The organism is Pedobacter sp. CG_S7 (assembly GCF_040544395.1).
GTDB lineage: Bacteria > Bacteroidota > Bacteroidia > Sphingobacteriales > Sphingobacteriaceae > Pedobacter.
In genome coordinates, this window is record NZ_JBEONS010000012.1 from 34375 (window position 1) to 52571 (window position 18197).

The 18197-nt window shown below is 37.1% G+C and carries 22 protein-coding genes; 17 read left to right on the forward strand and 5 right to left on the reverse strand.

The features are described 5' to 3' along the window. Window positions 1–8 precede the first annotated feature (8 nt). The gene (locus tag AAKU52_RS08555) at window positions 9–1133 is read right to left on the reverse strand and encodes a DUF3810 domain-containing protein (protein ID WP_354332314.1); all 1125 of its coding nucleotides are present in this window, start codon (window positions 1131–1133) and stop codon (window positions 9–11) included. Between the two features lies 1 nt (window position 1134). Continuing rightward, window positions 1135–2469, reverse strand: a complete 1335-nt coding sequence (locus AAKU52_RS08560; protein WP_354332316.1) for a dihydroorotase — start codon at window positions 2467–2469, stop codon at window positions 1135–1137. Between the two features lie 58 nt (window positions 2470–2527). Here AAKU52_RS08560 and AAKU52_RS08565 point away from each other — a divergent pair, with 58 nt between their 5' ends. The 17 genes from AAKU52_RS08565 (at window position 2528) to AAKU52_RS08645 (ending at window position 14743) form a co-directional block, all read left to right on the forward strand. After that, the gene (locus AAKU52_RS08565; RefSeq protein ID WP_354332318.1) at window positions 2528–3841 is read left to right on the forward strand and encodes a DEAD/DEAH box helicase; all 1314 of its coding nucleotides are present in this window, start codon (window positions 2528–2530) and stop codon (window positions 3839–3841) included. Next, window positions 3814–4119, forward strand: a complete 306-nt coding sequence (locus AAKU52_RS08570) for a hypothetical protein (protein WP_354332321.1) — start codon at window positions 3814–3816, stop codon at window positions 4117–4119. The genes AAKU52_RS08565 and AAKU52_RS08570 overlap by 28 nt, the downstream gene beginning before the upstream one ends. 8 nt (window positions 4120–4127) lie before the next feature. Then, on the forward strand, window positions 4128–4460 hold the full coding sequence (gldC, locus tag AAKU52_RS08575; protein ID WP_354332323.1) for a gliding motility protein GldC: 333 nt from the start codon (window positions 4128–4130) through the stop codon (window positions 4458–4460). 14 nt (window positions 4461–4474) lie between these two features. Continuing rightward, window positions 4475–4867 (forward strand): hypothetical protein, encoded by a 393-nt coding sequence (locus tag AAKU52_RS08580; protein WP_354332325.1) that lies wholly within the window; start codon window positions 4475–4477, stop codon window positions 4865–4867. After that, the gene (locus AAKU52_RS08585) at window positions 4854–5513 is read left to right on the forward strand and encodes a heme exporter protein CcmB (RefSeq protein WP_354332327.1); all 660 of its coding nucleotides are present in this window, start codon (window positions 4854–4856) and stop codon (window positions 5511–5513) included. Before AAKU52_RS08580 ends, AAKU52_RS08585 begins: the two co-directional genes overlap by 14 nt. 101 nt (window positions 5514–5614) lie before the next feature. Then, complete coding sequence (locus AAKU52_RS08590; RefSeq protein WP_354332329.1) at window positions 5615–5908, forward strand: hypothetical protein; 294 nt, start codon at window positions 5615–5617, stop codon at window positions 5906–5908. Window positions 5909–6060: 152 nt separating this feature from the next. Next, entirely contained in the window at window positions 6061–6723 is a 663-nt protein-coding gene (ccsA, locus tag AAKU52_RS08595) for a cytochrome c biogenesis protein CcsA (protein WP_354332331.1), read from the forward strand. Window positions 6724–6775: 52 nt separating this feature from the next. Next, the gene (locus AAKU52_RS08600) at window positions 6776–6994 is read left to right on the forward strand and encodes a CcmD family protein (protein WP_354332333.1); all 219 of its coding nucleotides are present in this window, start codon (window positions 6776–6778) and stop codon (window positions 6992–6994) included. A 145-nt stretch (window positions 6995–7139) separates the two neighbouring features. Next, complete coding sequence (locus AAKU52_RS08605) at window positions 7140–8561, forward strand: Glu/Leu/Phe/Val family dehydrogenase (protein ID WP_354332335.1); 1422 nt, start codon at window positions 7140–7142, stop codon at window positions 8559–8561. A gap of 193 nt (window positions 8562–8754) precedes the next feature. Continuing rightward, window positions 8755–9165 (forward strand): cytochrome c maturation protein CcmE domain-containing protein, encoded by a 411-nt coding sequence (locus AAKU52_RS08610; RefSeq protein ID WP_354332337.1) that lies wholly within the window; start codon window positions 8755–8757, stop codon window positions 9163–9165. A gap of 6 nt (window positions 9166–9171) precedes the next feature. Beyond that, window positions 9172–11649 carry a cytochrome c biogenesis protein CcsA gene (ccsA, locus tag AAKU52_RS08615; RefSeq protein ID WP_354332339.1) on the forward strand — a complete coding sequence of 826 codons (2478 nt, stop codon included), beginning with the start codon at window positions 9172–9174 and terminating at the stop codon, window positions 11647–11649. Window positions 11650–11655: 6 nt separating this feature from the next. Next, the gene (locus tag AAKU52_RS08620) at window positions 11656–12423 is read left to right on the forward strand and encodes a Rossmann-like and DUF2520 domain-containing protein (protein ID WP_354332342.1); all 768 of its coding nucleotides are present in this window, start codon (window positions 11656–11658) and stop codon (window positions 12421–12423) included. 40 nt (window positions 12424–12463) lie between these two features. Then, window positions 12464–12796, forward strand: a complete 333-nt coding sequence (locus tag AAKU52_RS08625; RefSeq protein ID WP_354332344.1) for a 2Fe-2S iron-sulfur cluster-binding protein — start codon at window positions 12464–12466, stop codon at window positions 12794–12796. A gap of 18 nt (window positions 12797–12814) precedes the next feature. After that, window positions 12815–13057: a Fe-S cluster assembly protein IscX gene (gene iscX, locus AAKU52_RS08630; protein WP_354332346.1), complete on the forward strand. Its 243-nt coding sequence runs from the start codon at window positions 12815–12817 to the stop codon at window positions 13055–13057. Window positions 13058–13074: 17 nt separating this feature from the next. Then, on the forward strand, window positions 13075–13602 hold the full coding sequence (locus AAKU52_RS08635) for a KdsC family phosphatase (RefSeq protein WP_354332348.1): 528 nt from the start codon (window positions 13075–13077) through the stop codon (window positions 13600–13602). Window positions 13603–13692: 90 nt separating this feature from the next. After that, window positions 13693–14091 carry a DUF4890 domain-containing protein gene (locus AAKU52_RS08640; RefSeq protein ID WP_354332351.1) on the forward strand — a complete coding sequence of 133 codons (399 nt, stop codon included), beginning with the start codon at window positions 13693–13695 and terminating at the stop codon, window positions 14089–14091. Between the two features lie 82 nt (window positions 14092–14173). Then, window positions 14174–14743 (forward strand): Maf family protein, encoded by a 570-nt coding sequence (locus AAKU52_RS08645; RefSeq protein WP_354332353.1) that lies wholly within the window; start codon window positions 14174–14176, stop codon window positions 14741–14743. On the opposite strand, the gene AAKU52_RS08650 is transcribed toward AAKU52_RS08645, so the two are convergent. Genes AAKU52_RS08650 through AAKU52_RS08660 form a run of 3 tightly spaced genes read right to left on the reverse strand, consistent with a single transcriptional unit; the run spans window position 14733 to window position 17911 of the window. Then, on the reverse strand, window positions 14733–15653 hold the full coding sequence (locus AAKU52_RS08650) for a Ppx/GppA phosphatase family protein (protein WP_354332355.1): 921 nt from the start codon (window positions 15651–15653) through the stop codon (window positions 14733–14735). The genes AAKU52_RS08645 and AAKU52_RS08650 overlap by 11 nt on opposite strands. Before the next feature lie 15 nt (window positions 15654–15668). Continuing rightward, window positions 15669–17000 (reverse strand): ABC transporter permease, encoded by a 1332-nt coding sequence (locus AAKU52_RS08655; RefSeq protein WP_354332357.1) that lies wholly within the window; start codon window positions 16998–17000, stop codon window positions 15669–15671. A gap of 5 nt (window positions 17001–17005) precedes the next feature. Beyond that, entirely contained in the window at window positions 17006–17911 is a 906-nt protein-coding gene (locus AAKU52_RS08660) for an ABC transporter ATP-binding protein (RefSeq protein ID WP_354332359.1), read from the reverse strand. Window positions 17912–18197: the final 286 nt, after the last annotated feature.

Here is an 18197-nt window from a genome sequence, read left to right on the forward strand (position 1 = left end):
GGAATGTTTTAAGGGATTTTTGTTTTAAGGCTGTAATGTTTTTCTCTTATTTCTTTTTCATGGACATTGTAGACCCATAAAACAATGTCCTGATAGCTGTCTACACCTTTATACTGGTTATTGATTTTTAAAAAACCATCTAAGGTAGCACTCATGTAGCCAAACATTTCGTTATTGTATTTTTGCCAAAATGCCATACCGTTTTTGTACTCTTGTAGCGTAGCCAGATTGATGCTTTTATACAGGGCTTCATAATGTTGAGGGGCGATAAGCCTGACTTCAAAAAGTACATTTCTTAAAATGGCGTAATAGCCTGAATATTGGAAATTGAGGTCTGTGCTATTCGTAGCTACCAGGTAAGCGATCAGATTGGCTTCATCTTCTCGGGCTACAGCAATTTGATGTGCAATTTCATGACAAGTTATAAAGGGTAAGTCTTCTTGTGGTAAGCGCATGTTGACGTTGGCTTCGCCTGATAAAGGATTGTAATAGCCTTCTAAGCCAATTTTGGTGATGAGCCAACTGTTTAAAACTGGCTTAACAACTGGACTGCGGTACCTGAAGAAGGCTTGTTCCTGACTCATTTTATAATAGGCCTTCGTGGCCCGGGCCTGCAATTCTATTATAGTGTATTGTCTTTTCTTAATAAGTGGATGTGTCTTTTTTAAGCTTTCTAGGTGGTTGATTTTATTAATCAGTAATTCTGCTAGAAACACGAGTTCTTTTTCGCTGTATTTTTTATTGCTAATACCCAGGTTGCTAGAAACTGAAGGACGGGAATAGTTTAAACCCCACAATAGTTTAAAAGCAATATATAGGATTAAGGTGAAGTTGAGTACCTGTAATGGTACCAACAGGCGATGGGTTTTGTTTAATTTCTTCTTAAAAAGATTTTTAGAAAAAATATAAATACTCCTGATGATATATACGACCAAAAGAAGGTATAAGACATCACCAAGAGGGAATGGGAAAATGGAACTGATGGTTCTTAAGGTTACAGAAATAACAGGGTATAAGGTGTTGGAATACAGGTTTTCGGTGAGGCTGCTGTTAAGTCCCCACAAAAATACAACTCCTGTAATGACTAAAGTAACGATTAACTTCCTCCAGCTTTTCCTGTAGATTTCAGTCATATTACCTATTGAAAGCTAATCTTTTTCCAGTTTCGTTGGTAGTGAACTTGCCTTTTTCATAGGCTAGGTTGCCAGAAACGAAGGTATGAGTGATCTCAGCCTGAAAGGTTTGTCCTTCAAATGGTGACCAGCCACATTTATAAAAAATATTATTTTTAGTAACCGTAACCGGGTCATTTAGGTTTACCAGTACCAAGTCGGCCCAATAACCCTCTCTAATAAAACCGCGTTTATCAATATTAAAACAGGTAGCAACGTTATGTGCGGTCTTTTCAACAATCTGTATTAAGCTTATTTTCTTTTGGTGGTACATTTCCAATAAAGCAGAAAGAGCATGTTGCACCAAGGGGCCTCCAGAAGGGGCCTGTGAATAAGGTTGTTCCTTTTCTTCAATGGTATGTGGTGCATGGTCTGTGGCAATAATATCGATATGCCCATCTAATAAACCTTTTAATATGGCATCTTTATCTGCAGCGGTTTTTACTGCAGGGTTCCATTTAATCCAGTTTCCTTTGGTGGCGTAATCGCTGTCGTCAAACCAAAGGTGGTGAATGCAGGCTTCTGCAGTGATTCTTTTTTCTTTTAATGGAAGTTGATTATCAAACAGGGCAACTTCCCCCGCTGTAGAAATATGCAGGATATGTAAACGTGTATTGTGTTTTTTTGCTAATGCTACAGCCATCGACGAAGAAAGATAGCAAGCTTCAGCACTGCGAATTAAAGGATGCATTTCAATGGTGAGGTTGTCGCCGTATTTTTCTTTAAAAACCTTCAGGTTGTGCTGTATGGTTTGCTCATCTTCGCAATGTGTAGCGATCAGCATTGGCGCATCTTTGAAAATGTTTTCCAATACTTTTTCATTTTCCACCAACATATTCCCTGTGGATGAGCCCATAAATATTTTGATTCCACATACTGTGGCTGGGTCTGTTTTTAATACTTCTTCCAGGTTATTGTTAGAAGCACCCATAAAAAAAGAGTAATTGGCAAGAGACATTTCTGAGGCAATTTCATATTTGTCTGCCAGCAGTTTCTGCGTCAATGTATTCGGTACTGTATTGGGCATTTCCATGTAAGAAGTGATCCCTCCGGCAACTGCAGCCATGCTTTCTGAGAAAATATCTGCTTTATGCGTCAATCCTGGTTCCCTGAAATGTACCTGGTCGTCGATCATGCCGGGCAGCAAGTGCAAACCTTGGGCATTGATTTCCCTGGCTTGGGGGTGACTGATATTCGGCGCGATTTTTTCTATCAATCCGTTTTTAATCAATACATCAGCAACAAAGATTTGACCTTCGTTAACAAGGGTGGCTGCTTTTATCAGAATGGTATCCATAGCTCCAAAGCTATAAAAATGTAATTATCCATCCTATAAATAAACGTATATTTGCAAAATGCCCAAAAAATTCGAAGAGTTCAATCTCAACCGACAAATTTTAAATGCCGTTGAAGATGCGGGGTTTACCGTAGCAACGCCAATACAGGAAAAAGCTATCGCACCCGTGCTTTCCGGACAGGATATATGTGGGATAGCAGAAACCGGAACAGGAAAAACTGCTGCCTATGTTTTACCGATGCTGATGCAACTAAAATATGCACAGGGTGAGTCTGCAAGGGCTTTAATTCTTGCGCCAACTCGTGAACTTGCCATGCAAATTGCTGAACATGTGAAAATGTTCTCTAAATATACGGATTTAAGATCAGCTGTGATATACGGTGGCTTAGGTCCCAAAACCCAAATTGCTACACTAAAAGAAGGTGTAGATTTGATTATCGCAACCCCCGGAAGGTTTTTAGATTTATACCTTGCCGGACATATCAACACGCAATACATCAAGTTTTTAGTTTTAGATGAAGCCGACAAAATGATGGATATGGGCTTTATTGGTTCCATACACCGAATTTTAGAAGTTGTGCCACGCCGCAGACAAAATCTTTTATTCTCTGCTACAATGAGTGAACTGGTGCAGAAAATTGCCGGTGATTTCTTGAAACACCCCACTATTATTGAAACCTCCCTGCAGGCTACTCCTGCAGCAACGGTTACACAATGTTTATATGAAGTGCCAAACTTTAAAACGAAAATCAACTTGCTTCAAAATTTATTGAAGAATGATGAAGAGTTTAAAAGGCTGATTATTTTTTGTAAAACAAAGACTGTTGCCGATAATATCTTTAGTTTTATTTTAAGAAGGTTTGGTGCTGATGCGGTAAGGGTAATTCATGCTAATAAAGGGCAAAACACAAGAATCAACTCCATCAATAGTTTTAAAGAAGGTAATATTAGGGTTTTGGTAGCTACTGATGTGGCTTCCCGTGGTATTGATGTTACTGAAGTTAGCCATGTTATTAATTTTGATGTTCCTATCATTATTGAAGATTATGTGCACCGTATCGGTCGTACAGGAAGGGCTTTTTCTACAGGTGATGCGATAACTTTTTGTACGGAAGCAGAAAAATATTACATCAAGAAGATAGAAAAACTGATCAGACAACAGATTCCTGTTGTAGCTTTGCCCGCTGATGTTTTTGTGGAAGAAACTCCTTTTGAAGAACGACAGGCCATTGCAAAGGAAATTGATATTCAAAAGAAAAAAGATGATCCTACTTTTATGGGGGCTTTTCATGAGAAGAAGAAAGTCTTTGCGCCGGCACCAAAGAAAAACGACAGAACGCCTACATGGAAAAAGAAAAAGTTCAAAAAGTAACTGCGTCCAAAATCAGGCTAACGCCTTTAAACTTAATCACAGCATTGTGCTTAGTGGCCGGTGGTTTTTTTGTGTTTAAAGGTTTTGGCGTACATGTAGAACGTGGTATCAATTTGTTGCTTTTTGGTTTATGTATTTTGGGAGCCCTGGTTTCCTTTATTTCTGACTTGATTTTCAGGAAGTCCATTCCATCCATGAAAAACTTATGGATTGTGGAGGGTGCATTTGTTGTATTTACTGTTGTACTGATACTTATTATAAAAATTGTATTATTTTAATTAGAGAAATGAAGAAAGCTGAGATAAAAATCACTGTTGAGCTCGATGATAATAATGTTCCTGAAACTATGGTATGGGAATCAACGGATTCGGAAACAAAAGAGCAGGTTGCTGTTAGATCTATGATGCTGGCCTTGTGGGACCATAATTACAAGAATTCGTTAAGGATAGATTTGTGGACCAAAGACATGCCTGTGGATGAAATGAAAAGGTTTTTTTATGAAACTTTACAAACCATGGGTGATAGCTTTTTGAAAGCTACTGGAGAGACTCTTATTGTGGAAGATCTACGTGATTATTGTGCGCATTTTGCTGATAAAATGGGTATTAAGCAGAATTAATTAGAGCTGAAAACATGAGGAATCAGGGTGTTATAGGTTCGGTAGTAATGGCAGCCGGTGGATTTTGTCCTTTGCTCCGTGTACCGGTTTTAGGTAACTGGAACTATTTTGATGTAGATCAAAGACTAGCAGTCATATTTTATATATTGGTGCTTTTAGGGCTTGTGGCTGCATTTACTCAAAAAGCAGGGCTTTTGAAGTTTGTTGGTTGGGCAACAATTGTTTTGGTGCTCCTAACTTTAGTTGGAATTTATTTTAAAGTTCACGATTCTTTTAACTTCATTCATTTTAAAAAGATAATTAATCTTGCTGCGGGATTGGTTAAATATAAATGGGGATGGTTTGTCATTTTAACTGGTGCTTTATTCCTGGTAACGGTAAGGAGGCCAGCGCATGCAATTGTTTAAACAGGTACAGCATTTAATTAAAAAAGAATTGCTGCTAGAATGGCGTTCTAAATATGCTTTAAATGGCGTATTGCTTTATGTTGTGTCAACCATTTTTGTTTGTTTTTTATCCTTGGTCAGTGTCGTGCCCATCACCTGGAATGCGCTGTTTTGGATCATCATGTTATTTGCCTCTATCAATGCGGTTTCGAAAAGTTTCCTGCAGGAAAGTAAGGGCAGGCAATTGTATATTTATACCATTGCGAGTCCTATAGCTCTAATTATTTCAAAAACCATTTATAATGTGATGCTAATGATGGTTTTAACCATTATAGCCCTGTGTTTTTATATGCTGGTTTTTGATTATGTGCCTGAAGATTTGGGTTTATATATTGTTGCAACCTTACTAGGCAGCTTAAGTTTTTCTACCATATTTACAATGGTATCTGCCATTTCATCTAAAGCTGGAAATGGGGGCATGTTGATGGCTATTTTAAGTTTTCCAGTAATTATACCTGTTTTGATAGTGTTAATTAAGTTAACAAAAAATGCAATTGACGGTTTAGACAGGAGTGTAAGTTTAGATGAAATAGGTTTATTGCTGGTGATCAATGTACTTGTTGGGGCGGTGTCGTTATTGCTTTTTCCTTATTTGTGGCGTGATTAGTATTTATTAACTCATCTGCTATGTTATACTCATTTAATTAGTAAATTTGAACTTGAAGTTATATACGTTGAATTAGCACAAAAACCCTGTTAAATTAATTTATGCACAAGTACAAGGAACAGCTTTATCAAAATCTGCGCGATCACTTAGCAGATTCAGGATGGAAAGGGGTGAGACACTTTGAATTTAGAGATGAAATCCAACTCATCTTACCTGATGATTTGGATATTCCAACCGAATTTAAAAAATTATATACTTTGTTAGAAATGTTGCCAGAAATTGACCATCCTAGGGAAAGGGTAGTGATCAGTTACAGTCACAGGGGATGGAAAAATTATAAAGCTGTAGTGATCAATCCAACAAAGCAAGATAATATGCTTCATAATCATGTCTGATAACAATTTCTAAAAGGCATGATTTCAATTTAATAGGAACACTTCAGGTTTAATCCTGACTAAAATCTGACAACCCCTGCTTTACATTTGCTGCTTAAAAATAGAAATATACAAACAGATGATTACCTTTGGGCTGATTAAAATCAATATCAATGTATAAATCCTGGTGGAAAATTTTGGGCGCAGTCCTGGTTGTATATACTAGCGTGTATGGCTTTTTAGGCAGTGTGCCTGCTTTACCTATCTTACATCAAAGTATTAGAAATCTTTATTTCCACGTACCCATGTGGTTTTCGATGATCGTTCTTTTTGGTGTTTCAGTTTATCATAGCATTAAATACTTGAATTCAGGAAGTTCTTCAGATGATTTAAAGGCCGTTGAAAGTGTAAATGCTGGTATTGTTTTTGGAATACTAGGAATTGTGACCGGTGCTATTTGGGCGAGATTTACCTGGGGACAGGCATGGAGTTTTGATGTGAAGCAGAATTTTGCTGCTATTGCACTTTTATTATATTGTGCTTATCTAGTTTTGCGCAATGCAATAGATGAAGAACAAAAAAGGGCTAAAATTTCTGCCATTTATAACATATTTGCATTCCCAATGATGGTCGTTTTATTGTTTGTCTTGCCAAGGCTTTCAGACTCTCTGCATCCAGGAAATGGAGGTAATCCAGGTTTTAATTCTTACGATTTAGACAGCAGAATGCGTATGGTGTTTTATCCCGCTTGCCTGGGTTGGATATTGATCGGCTACTGGATTTATACCATTCTGTACCGCATTCGTACTTTAGAAAAAAGCAATAACACTTTATAAGTTAAAATGTAGCTTTTGAAAGCTTCATCACCTTTAAAAAAAATATATACCAATGAAATCAATTTCCGCAACTTTTTTAATGCTGCTCATGACGCTGCAATTATTTGCACAAAATGGCTCTTCAACAGTAACAGATACCTTGTATGGTTCTGAAAAAATCTATGTAGTTGTAGTCTGTGTAGGCGTAATTCTCTTTGGTTTGTTGCTATTCCTATTTACTATAGATAGAAGATTAAAAAAATTAGAAAAAAAAACAATAGTTAAAAACTAATTTTAAATGGTTTAATCCCTGATTTTTATCACTTTTTGCTGTAGTGTTTCGAGTACACTAAGGGGTTTTTGATTTGCATTAATTGTTTTTTTTAGTGCAAATTTGCATCCTAAGAAAACGAATAACTAAATTCATAAAAACAAAAATGTCTAATACAGCAAACGAGACAAATTTTTTTACAGATGTCTGTAAGAATTTTGATAGTGCCGCGCAATTTACCTCCCATCCAGAAGGGTTGCTAACTCAAATTAAAGCTTGTAACAGTGTGTATCGTTTTCAATTCCCTATTCGCAGAGGAAATGGATTTGAAGTGATTGATGCCTGGCGCGTAGAGCACTCTCATCACATGAGCCCAACTAAAGGCGGCATCCGTTACAGTGAAATGGTTAATGAAGATGAGGTAATGGCCTTAGCGGCATTAATGACTTACAAATGTGCGATTGTTAATGTTCCTTTTGGAGGTGCTAAAGGGGGTATAAAGATTAACCCTAAAAATTACACCATCAGTGAATTAGAAACTATAACTCGTAGATATACAACAGAATTAATAAAAAAGAACTTTATTGGTCCTGGTATTGATGTTCCTGCCCCTGATTATGGATCTGGTGAACGTGAAATGAGCTGGATTGCAGATACTTATATGACCATGAATCCTGGTCAGCTGGATGCATTAGGTTGTGTTACCGGTAAGCCAATTGCGCTACACGGTATCCGTGGCCGTAAGGAAGCAACTGGCAGAGGTGTTGCCTATGCCGTTAGGGAATGTGTGAGTGTTGGTGAGGATATGCAAAAAATAGGCCTTAAAGCAGGCCTTGGCGATAAAAAAGTTATTGTTCAGGGTTTAGGTAACGTAGGTTATCACTCTGCAAAATTCCTGGCTGAATTTGGTGCTACAATTGTTGGATTATGTGAATTTGAGGGAGCCATCTATAACGAGAATGGTTTAAATATTGACGAAGTTTTTGCACATCGTAAATTAACCGGTTCTATACTAGGTTTTCCTGGTGCTAAAGAATTTAAAAATTCTATGGAAGGTTTAGAACAACCTTGTGATATTTTAGTTCCTGCAGCATTAGAGAATCAAATTACAGAAGATAACATCAGAAATATAAAAGCGAAGATTATTGCTGAAGGTGCCAATGGGCCAACAACTCCGGAAGCAGAGGTTATTTTTACCGAAATGGGGGGCATAATTATTCCTGATATGTATTGTAATGCAGGTGGGGTAACGGTTTCTTATTTTGAATGGTTGAAAAATCTTTCCCATGTTGCTTTCGGACGTATGGAAAATCGCTATGCTGAAAATTCAAATGCAAATTTAATTAATACCCTTGAATCTTTAACAGGTAAGAGCATTCCTGCCGAACATCGTTCTATGTTAGTGAAGGGAGCCTCTGAACTAGAGTTAGTTAACTCTGGTTTAGAAGATACCATGATACACTCTTATCATGAAATTAGAGAAACCTTAATGAACAAGCCGGGAGTAAAAACATTAAGAACTTCAGCTTTTGTTGGATCTATCGATAAAATTGCCGTATCTTACATGAACCTAGGGATTTGGCCTTAAGTGCTTAGTTTTAATTTATTGAATAATTAAAAAACCGCAGCAATTCGCTGCGGTTTTTTTTTTGTTGTTCGCCTAAGTCATTTTTGTTTGAGAACTATCAATATACTGTCATTAATTTGATTTACAGAAATTGTAAACCATTTGGGGAGGTATATTTTTTATCTTTGAGGTCATTCTTCAAATCTAAAAAACAATGAGAAAGAGCGCAATAATAGGATTAATTACCATCGCAATATGTGTTGGCGTTTTATTTAGCCTAAACGCAGATACCAGTAACTATTCTACATTCAGCGAAGCCGCTAAAGATTCAAGAGAATTTCATGTAGTTGGTAATTGGGAAAAGGAAAAAGGCATGTATTATGATGCCCAAAAAGATGCTAATCATTTTGCTTTTCACATGAAAGATGCCAAAGGGGCTGTGAATAAAGTTGTTTACAATGGAGCCAAACCGCAGGATTTTGAACGTTCTGAGAAATTAGTCCTTATTGGAGAAATGAAGAATGATACTTTCTATGCCTCTAAAATTTTAATGAAGTGCCCCTCTAAATATAATGATGATCTTGTAGAAGTTAAGCAAGATGGACAAGTTAAACAATACAAATAATTTTTAATGGATATACAATTTGTTGGAGAAACCCTCCTTCCCGGTAAAATCGGACAGTTCTTTATTGTACTGGCATTTGCAGCTTCTTTGCTTTCCACCATCGCTTATTTTCTTGCTACTTCAGCCCGTAAAAATCCGGCAGAAGAAAAGTCTTGGCAGCTGATTGGAAGAATATCTTTTCTTACTAACTGGGTCAGTGTAATAGCGATAGGAATTACGTTGTTTTACCTTATACTTAATCATTATAACGAATATTATTACGTTTATTTTCACTCTTCAAAAGCATTACCTGTTTACTATATTATTTCTGCTTTCTGGGAAGGTCAGGAAGGAAGTTTCTGGTTATGGGCATTTTGGCAATCCTTTTTGGGTGCGCTATTAATATGGAAAGCAAAATCATGGGAAAGCAGTGTAATGACGGTTGTTTCCTTTTCTCAAGTGTTTTTAACATCGATGCTTTTAGGTGTCGAGATTTTTGGCGAACGTATAGGAAGTTCCCCTTTTATATTATTGAGGGATGCTGTAAATCTTAAAGATATGGCACCGGTGGTATTCGCTGATCCGGAGAACTTCAAACATTACCTTAAGTTTATTACTGATGGCAGGGGCCTAAATCCATTGCTTCAAAATTACTGGATGGTTATTCACCCGCCAACTTTATTCCTTGGTTTTGCCAGTATGATAATTCCTTTTGCCTATGCCGTTTCCGGGTTATGGTTAAAACAATATAAAGAATGGGTTAAACTTGCAATGCCATGGGCATTATTTGCTGTAATGATTCTAGGTACAGGGATCATTATGGGTTCCTTCTGGGCTTATGAAGCATTAAACTTCGGTGGCTTCTGGGCTTGGGATCCCGTTGAGAATGCTTCTATTATCCCATGGTTAATGTTAATTGGCGGAGTCCATGTAATGATTGCTTATAAAAATACCGGGCATGCATTCTTTACCGCTATTGTATTGGTTGTTTTAAGTTTCATATTGGTATTGTATGCTTCCTTCTTAACCAGAAGTGGTATTTTAGGTGAAACTTCTGTTCACTCCTTTACAGATTTAGGAATGTTTGGCCATCTTATTTTATATAATGTGGTGTTCCTTGCCATTCCAACAGTATTATTGATATTGAGGTGGAAAGAACTTCCCATCACCAATAAAGATGAAGAAACCTATTCAAGGGAATTCTGGATGTTTATTGGAGCACTAGTAGTTACTGTTGCCTGTATCCAGGTAATTTTCTCTACCTCAGTGCCGGTATTTAATGCTGCATTTGGGACTAATTTCGCCCCTCCAATTGATGCCATTAAATATTATAACCAATGGCAGGCTCCCTTTGCAATATTGGTGACTATGATTTCTGGTTTCTCCCAGTTTTTGAAATATAAAAGAACTGATCCCCGTAAATTCTATAGCAGCTTAGTGGCCTCTATTGTGATTGCAGTAGTGGTGACTGGATTATTTGTTTGGATAACAGGTGTTTACAGTAATTTGATGTATATCTTGCTATCCTTTAGTTGTATTTTCGCTATTGCTTCAAATGCCCGGGTACTTACACAAGGCTTCGGTGGAAGAGGTAAGCTTGTTGGTGCTGCTGTTGCACACATGGGTTTTGCTTTGTTGTTATTGGGTGCGTTGGTAGCTGCGGCAACCAGCAGACCAATATCCATTAATGCCAGTAACTTTATTCCAGTTAAAGATTTTGAAAAAGTAGAGAAGCCAGGTCAAAACATGGTTTTATACAGAAGTGAGCCCAAGGAAATGGGTCGATATACGGTTACTTATGTTAGTGATACTACTATTGCACCTAATACTTATTACAAACTTAACTTCAAAGTTATTGATAAAAAGACAGGTAAAGTAAAAGAAGATTTTGATTTGAATCCTCATGTTCAGGTGAATGAAAAGATGGGCTTAATTGCTTCTCCAGATACCAAACATTACCTTACTACTGATATTTATACCCACATTACCAGTGCTCCTGATAAAACTGAAGAACATGGTTCTCATGAAGGGCATTCAGAAGAAGAGAACTACAAAGCACCAAGAATTCTTACTGTCAGTGCCGGGGATACTATTCATACCAGCAGCGGAATTATTACTGTAAAAGCACTTAACTTCAAGCCGGTTGTTAAAGACTTGAAGCTTGAAGGTAAAGATATCGCAGTAGGCTTGCCTCTGGAGGTTGACCTTAATGGTAAATTGTTTAAAGCAGAACCATTATTTTTGATTAAAGGAAATAACACGTTTGACTTTGCCAGAAACATTGAGGAATTAAGTTTAAGGTTAAGATTTACTAAAATTCTTCCAAATGAAAATAAAGTAGAATTACAAGTTTATGAGAAGCCACAGCAAGCAAAGGATTGGGTTGTGTTTAAGTCTATCGAATTTCCTTATATCAACCTTTATTGGGTAGGTACCATAGTAATGGTAGTAGGTTTCTGTATTTCGATTGTTAAAAGAAGAAAAGAACTAAACAGAAAGAAATAAGTCATAATGAAAATCGTATGTCTTGGGTCCGGAAATGTGGCAACAAACCTCGCCAGTGCTTTTAAAACTAGCGGTGCAGAAATTGTCCAGATTTGGAGTAAAACACTTGCTAATGCACAAGCATTGGCAAGTGTTTTAAAAAGCCAGGCCATCGATAATTTAAACGAAATTGATAAGGATGCAGATTTGTACCTGATCTGTATTAAAGATGATGCTATAATTGAGGTTGCTTCAAAATTAACTGAACTTAAAGGTTTGGTTTTACATACTTCTGGGGCAACAGGGATGGATGTCTTTTCAAATTTAAGTTTGACTAATTACGGTGTAATTTATCCCCTTCAAACATTCTCTAAAAATCGTAAAATAGATCCTTCTACTATTCCTTTATGTATTGAAGCAGATTCGGAAGAAACCTTAACTAAATTGAGGTCAATAGCAGCAAAGCTTGGTCCTTTAATTTATCAGGTAAACAGTGTTGACAGGAAGATATTACATTTAGCTGCAGTTTTTGCCTGTAATTTTACAAATCATTTATACCAAATCAGTGCAGACATCCTTGAGCGAAACCATTTGGACTTTGACATGCTTAAGCCTTTAATTACCGAAACTGCTGCTAAAGTACAATCAGCTTTGCCGAAAGAAGTGCAAACCGGTCCGGCGATAAGGAATGATGAATTAACAATGCGAAAGCATTTACAATTATTAAAAAGCACTCCGGAACTCGTTAATATCTATGAAACTTTAAGCAAAAGCATTAAAAAAACATATCTATAACAAGATTGCCGTTTTTGCTGCTTATTTTTGAAAACAAATTATGAGTATTTATAAATTAAGAATAAATTTTGAAGAAAAAGGTAAAGACCCCATGGAACTTCCCATTGCTGGTGGGGAATCGGTGCTTGACGCATGCCTTGATCACGGTATAGAGTTACAACATAATTGTGGTGGTGTTTGCGGTTGCAGTACATGCCATGTATATGTGAATAAGGGAATGGACAATATACAGGAGATCTCCGATAAAGAGGAAGATTTTATTGACCGTGCAGTACGCCCTAGAATTATTTCCAGACTGGGTTGCCAGTGTGTGGTAATTAATGGAGATATTGAAGTTACTATACCCGATCAATCAGAATTTTTAGGCCACTAATCAATAGAAAAAGACAATATGCAAGATAAATTTTCTCTGCCCATATACTGGAACGATCACGAAGATATCGCTCAGGAATTATACGAAAAGTTTGGTGATGAATTTAATGAAGGTAAAATTTACCGCATCAGGTTTACTGAGTTATTGCAGTGGGTGCTAGAATTACCAAACTTCAAAGGTACTAAAGAAGAAAGTAATGAAGGTCACCTGGAGCAAATCCAATCTGCCTGGGTTTACGAATGGCGTGATAATCAGGATTAGTTTAAAAGTATATAGAGATGTTTTTGCAAAAACTCAAAGAAATTACCGCGTTTGTTTTTGACGTCGATGGCGTTTTAACCAATGGTGATATCCTCGCTTCAGACAGCGGTGAGTTTTTGCGTACTTTTAATATCAAGGATGGCTATGCACTGCAGCTTGCCGTGAAAAAAGGATACCATGTTTGTATCATTTCAGGTGGCAGCGGACAAGCCATGCAAAAGCGCTTCGCCGGATTAGGTATTGAAGCGGCTTACCTTGGCGTGTCAGATAAAGTAAGAGTATACCAGGATTTTTTAGAACAGCATAGCTTGCAGCATGCTGAAGTACTGTACATGGGCGATGATATGCCCGATTATAAAGTCATGCAATTGGTTGGCTTACCTACTTGTCCGGCAGATGCCGTACAAGAAATTAAAGCGATATCAACCTACATCTCTCCACTTGCTGGTGGTAAATGCGCTGTTCGGGATGTAATTGAGAAAGTATTAAAGGTACAGGGCCAATGGTTCGATGAAAACCCCTCCGCTTCCGACTCTGCGAAGTAAGCATTTTTTTAATGCAACAAAATAGTTACTGATAAGTATTAAACCTTGCGGTAGTTTTCTTCACTAATCAGTAACAAAACATAAAAGAATATGAAAAAGTTATTGATGATTTGCGGGTTGTTATTTGGTGTAATCACCATGACAAATGCACAAGATGGTGGTCGTAAAATGTCACCAGAAGATAGAGCGAAAAGAAACACAGAAAAACTTGCTGAAAAGTTGAAACTTTCTGAAGATCAAAAAGCAAAAGTTTTGACCATTTATACAGCGCAGGCTTCTCAGATGACTACACACATGAAAGAGGCTAGTGCTGATCAAAAAGCCAAACGCATGGAAATGAAGTCGGCTGCAGAAGCTAATGATGCTAAAATTAATTCCCTTTTAACGGAAGATCAGAAAAAAGCGTACATAGCAATGAAAGAAGAAAGAAAAGCTGCAATGCAAAAACGTGGTGGAAACAAGAAACACCACGAACATAAGAAAATGTAAGTTTCCATTTTTTAGATTGATTTTTTAAAATAATAAGAGCGGCTTTAGGTCGCTTTTATTATTTTTGCATAAAATTATAATAATGTATACGCAAAACCTTCCAATTATACTTGCTTCCAAATCTCCCCGTCGACAAGAATTATTATCATTAATGGACCTTGATTTTAAGGTTGTTTTGAAAGAAGTGGAAGAGAGCTATCCAGAAGGTCTTAATCCGGCAGAAATTGCTGTTTACATTGCCGAAAAAAAAGCGGGCGCATTTATGGCCGATTACAAGGATAGTTTAGTGATTACAGCAGATACTATTGTGGCGCACGACAATGAAATATTGGGCAAGCCTGAAGATGCTCAGCATGCATTGGAAATGTTGACAAAGTTATCTGGTGGCCGTCATGAAGTGTATACCGGGGTTAGCCTGACTTTTGCAGATCAGGTTTCCTCTTTTTATGATGTGACCGAAGTTTATTTCAGAGCCCTGAGCAAGAAACAAATTCAGTACTACATAGACCATTATAATCCCTATGATAAGGCTGGTGCTTATGGTGTACAGGATTGGATTGGAATGGTAGCAGTTGAAAAAATTATTGGCTCTTATACCAATGTAATGGGTTTGCCAACAGAAAAATTATATTTAGCACTTTCTACTCTATAGTTTTTTTACTTGCTAAGCTATATAATACCCCCATTTTCAAATCGTAAGTAGATAAATTGATTGTTGTCAATTTAAATTCATCCAACACATAATTCGTTATCATAGCGGCCATCACAATCATGTCTACCCTTAATGGAATTAAACCTTCAATTTGTTTTCTTTCCTGATGTGTTGAAGCAATTAATTGTGCCGCTAAAAACCTGTAAGCGGGAAGTGAGATAGGTGTGGAGGCAATACTTTTCAAATCCAGGTTTTTTTGCAAAAGAACCGCGAAGGTTTCAAAGGCGCCGGCAGAACCGATGAGTATAGTTGGGCGGTGCAAGGTACAAGCTAACTTTAAATCGCTAAGTTCAGTTGCCAAATGGTGTTTAATAAGTAATTGATCTGCAGCGTTGATCGGGTCTGAATTAAAAAAGGCTTGCATAAGCCTGGCTGCACCTATGTTATAACTTTTTTTCCATAGCACTTCATCCGGCCTGCACAGGATAAACTCTGTACTGCCACCTCCAATATCTATAATTAAAGAAGTTTGGGTAATTACGCCCGTTGCTTGCACCCCTTTGAAAATATAACTGGCTTCTTGCTCACCATTGATCACTTCAATGGCTATTCCTGCTTTTTCTTTAGCCGCTTTTACAAAATCACTACCATTTATTGCACTGCGAATGGCAGAGGTTGCTGTAGCTTTTACGATAGTAACCTGATGTTTTGAAATTTCTTCTTTAAATTGCAATAAGGCCTGAAGCCCTCTCTCAAAAGCTTCAGGTATAATGATGTTTTCATTTAAACGGCCTTCGCCTAATTTTACCGGGATATTGGTTTTATAAAGCACTTTTACTTTTCCATCAGCAATATTGGCTATAACTAGATGAAAAGTATTGGTGCCCAAGTCAATAACGGCTGCTTTCATATCGGTTGTTACGTTTTAATTTTTATAGGTAAACCATTTAACCATTTCCTTTAAACTGGTTTTCTTGCCATACATTAATATCCCCACACGGTAAATTCTCGACGCTACCCATACAGTGCCTATGAAGCCTACAATCAATAAGCCCATCGACAAAGCCAGCTGCCAATCTGGAACACCATAAGGAAGTCTCACCATCATGGCAATGGGAGAAGTAAAGGGGATAATAGAGAGCCAAAAAGCCATTTGACCATAAGGATCGTTGGTTACTACACTCAAAGAGAGCACATAACCCAAAAGTAAGGGCATCATTACCGGAAACATAAATTGCTGCGTTTCGGTTTCACTATCAACAGCCGAACCTATAGCGGCATAAAGTGCGCTATAGAATAAATAACCACCAATAAAGAAGAATATAAACACAGTTAATATTTTAGTGATCTCCAGGTTTGCCAAACTTTTCTGCATATCATTGAACGGACTGGCATTGCTGGCTGCTATTTCTGCACCAGGGGTTCCTTTTAATGGGGTTGCAGAAACACTGGTAGCCTGTTTCAAATCATCTTTGTCTACAAAAACTTTAACCGCCACGGTAGAAATAGATGCAGTAAGTACAATCCATAAAATAAACTGGGTCAGACCAACAAGTGCAATACCGATAATTTTCCCCATCATTAGCTGAAAAGGTTTAACCGAAGAAATCATGATTTCTATAATCCTGCTTGTCTTTTCTTCAATAACGCCCCGCATTACTTGTACACCATAAAGCATGATGAACATGAACATTAAAATACCAGAAACATAGGCAATAATGGTACTGGCACCAGCGCTCGAATCTTCTTCCAGACCCTTTTCGTTAATTTTCTTGGTATCAATGTCAATCGATGTCTTTAGTTTATCAAGTTCATCTTGTGAGATACCTGAAGCTTTAAGCTTTTGAATCCTGATCAGCTCTTCAATATCATCCGAAATGTTACTGGAAAGAGCAAGTCCTGCTTGTTTAGTGCCCAGTACTTGTATCCCTTTTGGGTGGTTTAAATCAAATTCTGGGAGAAACAACACATAATCATAGCTAGAATTCTTTAAAGAGGCTTTCATCTCTTTAAGCGATTGATCAACATACTCATAAGTCCTGTTTTTATTAGAAGGAAGTTTTTCTGTTAAAGTTTTGTTTTCAGTAACTACAGCAATTTTGTTGCTTGTACCTTTAATTCCCTGAATGGAAAAATAGAATATTAAACCATAAAAACCTGCAATAAGGATAGGAGTAAGCATGGTCATAACAATAAAGGATTTCTTTTTAACCCTTGATAAATATTCCCTTTGTATGATGAGTAAAATTTTGTTCATAGCTTTTAGTCTTTTTGTTTAACCTTGTCAATAAAAATATCATTCATTGTGGGTATTACCTCATCTAACCTGCTTAAAGACACATAAGGCAATAAGGTAGTCAACAATTGATTAGCACTTTGTTCTGGCTTTAGTTGCACCTTTATTCTGGTGTTGCCTTTGGTAATATCGGTTTCAAGGACATTGAATTCAGACGAAAAGTGTGGAAGGTCATGAATGCCATAGTATTCTACCCAAAAGGTATTATTGCGGTAATCATTTTTAATGTCATCAACAGCACCATCCAGAATCTTTTTAGATTTGTGTATCAGAGCAATGTTATCACATAATTCTTCTACAGATTCCATTCTATGGGTAGAAAAGATGAAAGTTGACCCTTGTCGGTTAAGTTCCAGGATTTCGTTTTTAATAATTTCCGCATTAACAGGGTCAAAACCAGAGAAAGGTTCATCTAAGATAATAAGTTCAGGATTATGGAGTACTGTGGCAACAAACTGCACTTTTTGTTGCATACCCTTACTCAGGTCTTCCACTTTTTTGTTCCACCAACTACCCATTTCTAATTTCTCAAACCAGAATTTAACGCGTTTGGTAGCATCAGCAGTACTTAAACCTTTCAGTTTAGCCAGGTAAAGTACCTGTTCACCAATTTCCATCTTTTTATACAAGCCACGTTCTTCAGGCAAGTATCCAATTTGCGAAATATGATCTGTATTTAATCTTTTTCCATTAAACAGTATTTCGCCACTATCTGGAGCCGTTATTTGAGTAATGATACGGATGAGTGATGTTTTTCCGGCACCATTTGGGCCAAGCAGACCATAGATTTTTCCTTTTTCAACCTCCAGACTTACATTATCCAGCGCAAGGTGCGATGCGTATTGTTTTACTATATTATTTACACGGAGCATGCTTAATTATTAAGTTATTAATAGAAATCGGGTATTTCCTGAACCAAAGTGTTTTTTGATTCTGTATACATTAGTACCAGAAAGCCCTTAAAAGTTACATGAATTTTAAAATTAATGTTTGCTGCTCGTAATAAATAATTTTATAGTTTTTTTTGTGGTAACGCCATTTCTAGTGAAAGTCAATTCTTCAATCGATTTTTAAAAAACCTAAAGATTATTCTATAATTGAGCATTTTTTCAAATTAAAGTTGGCAGATCCATGGTAGGTCCTTGGTAGGTGGTTGGT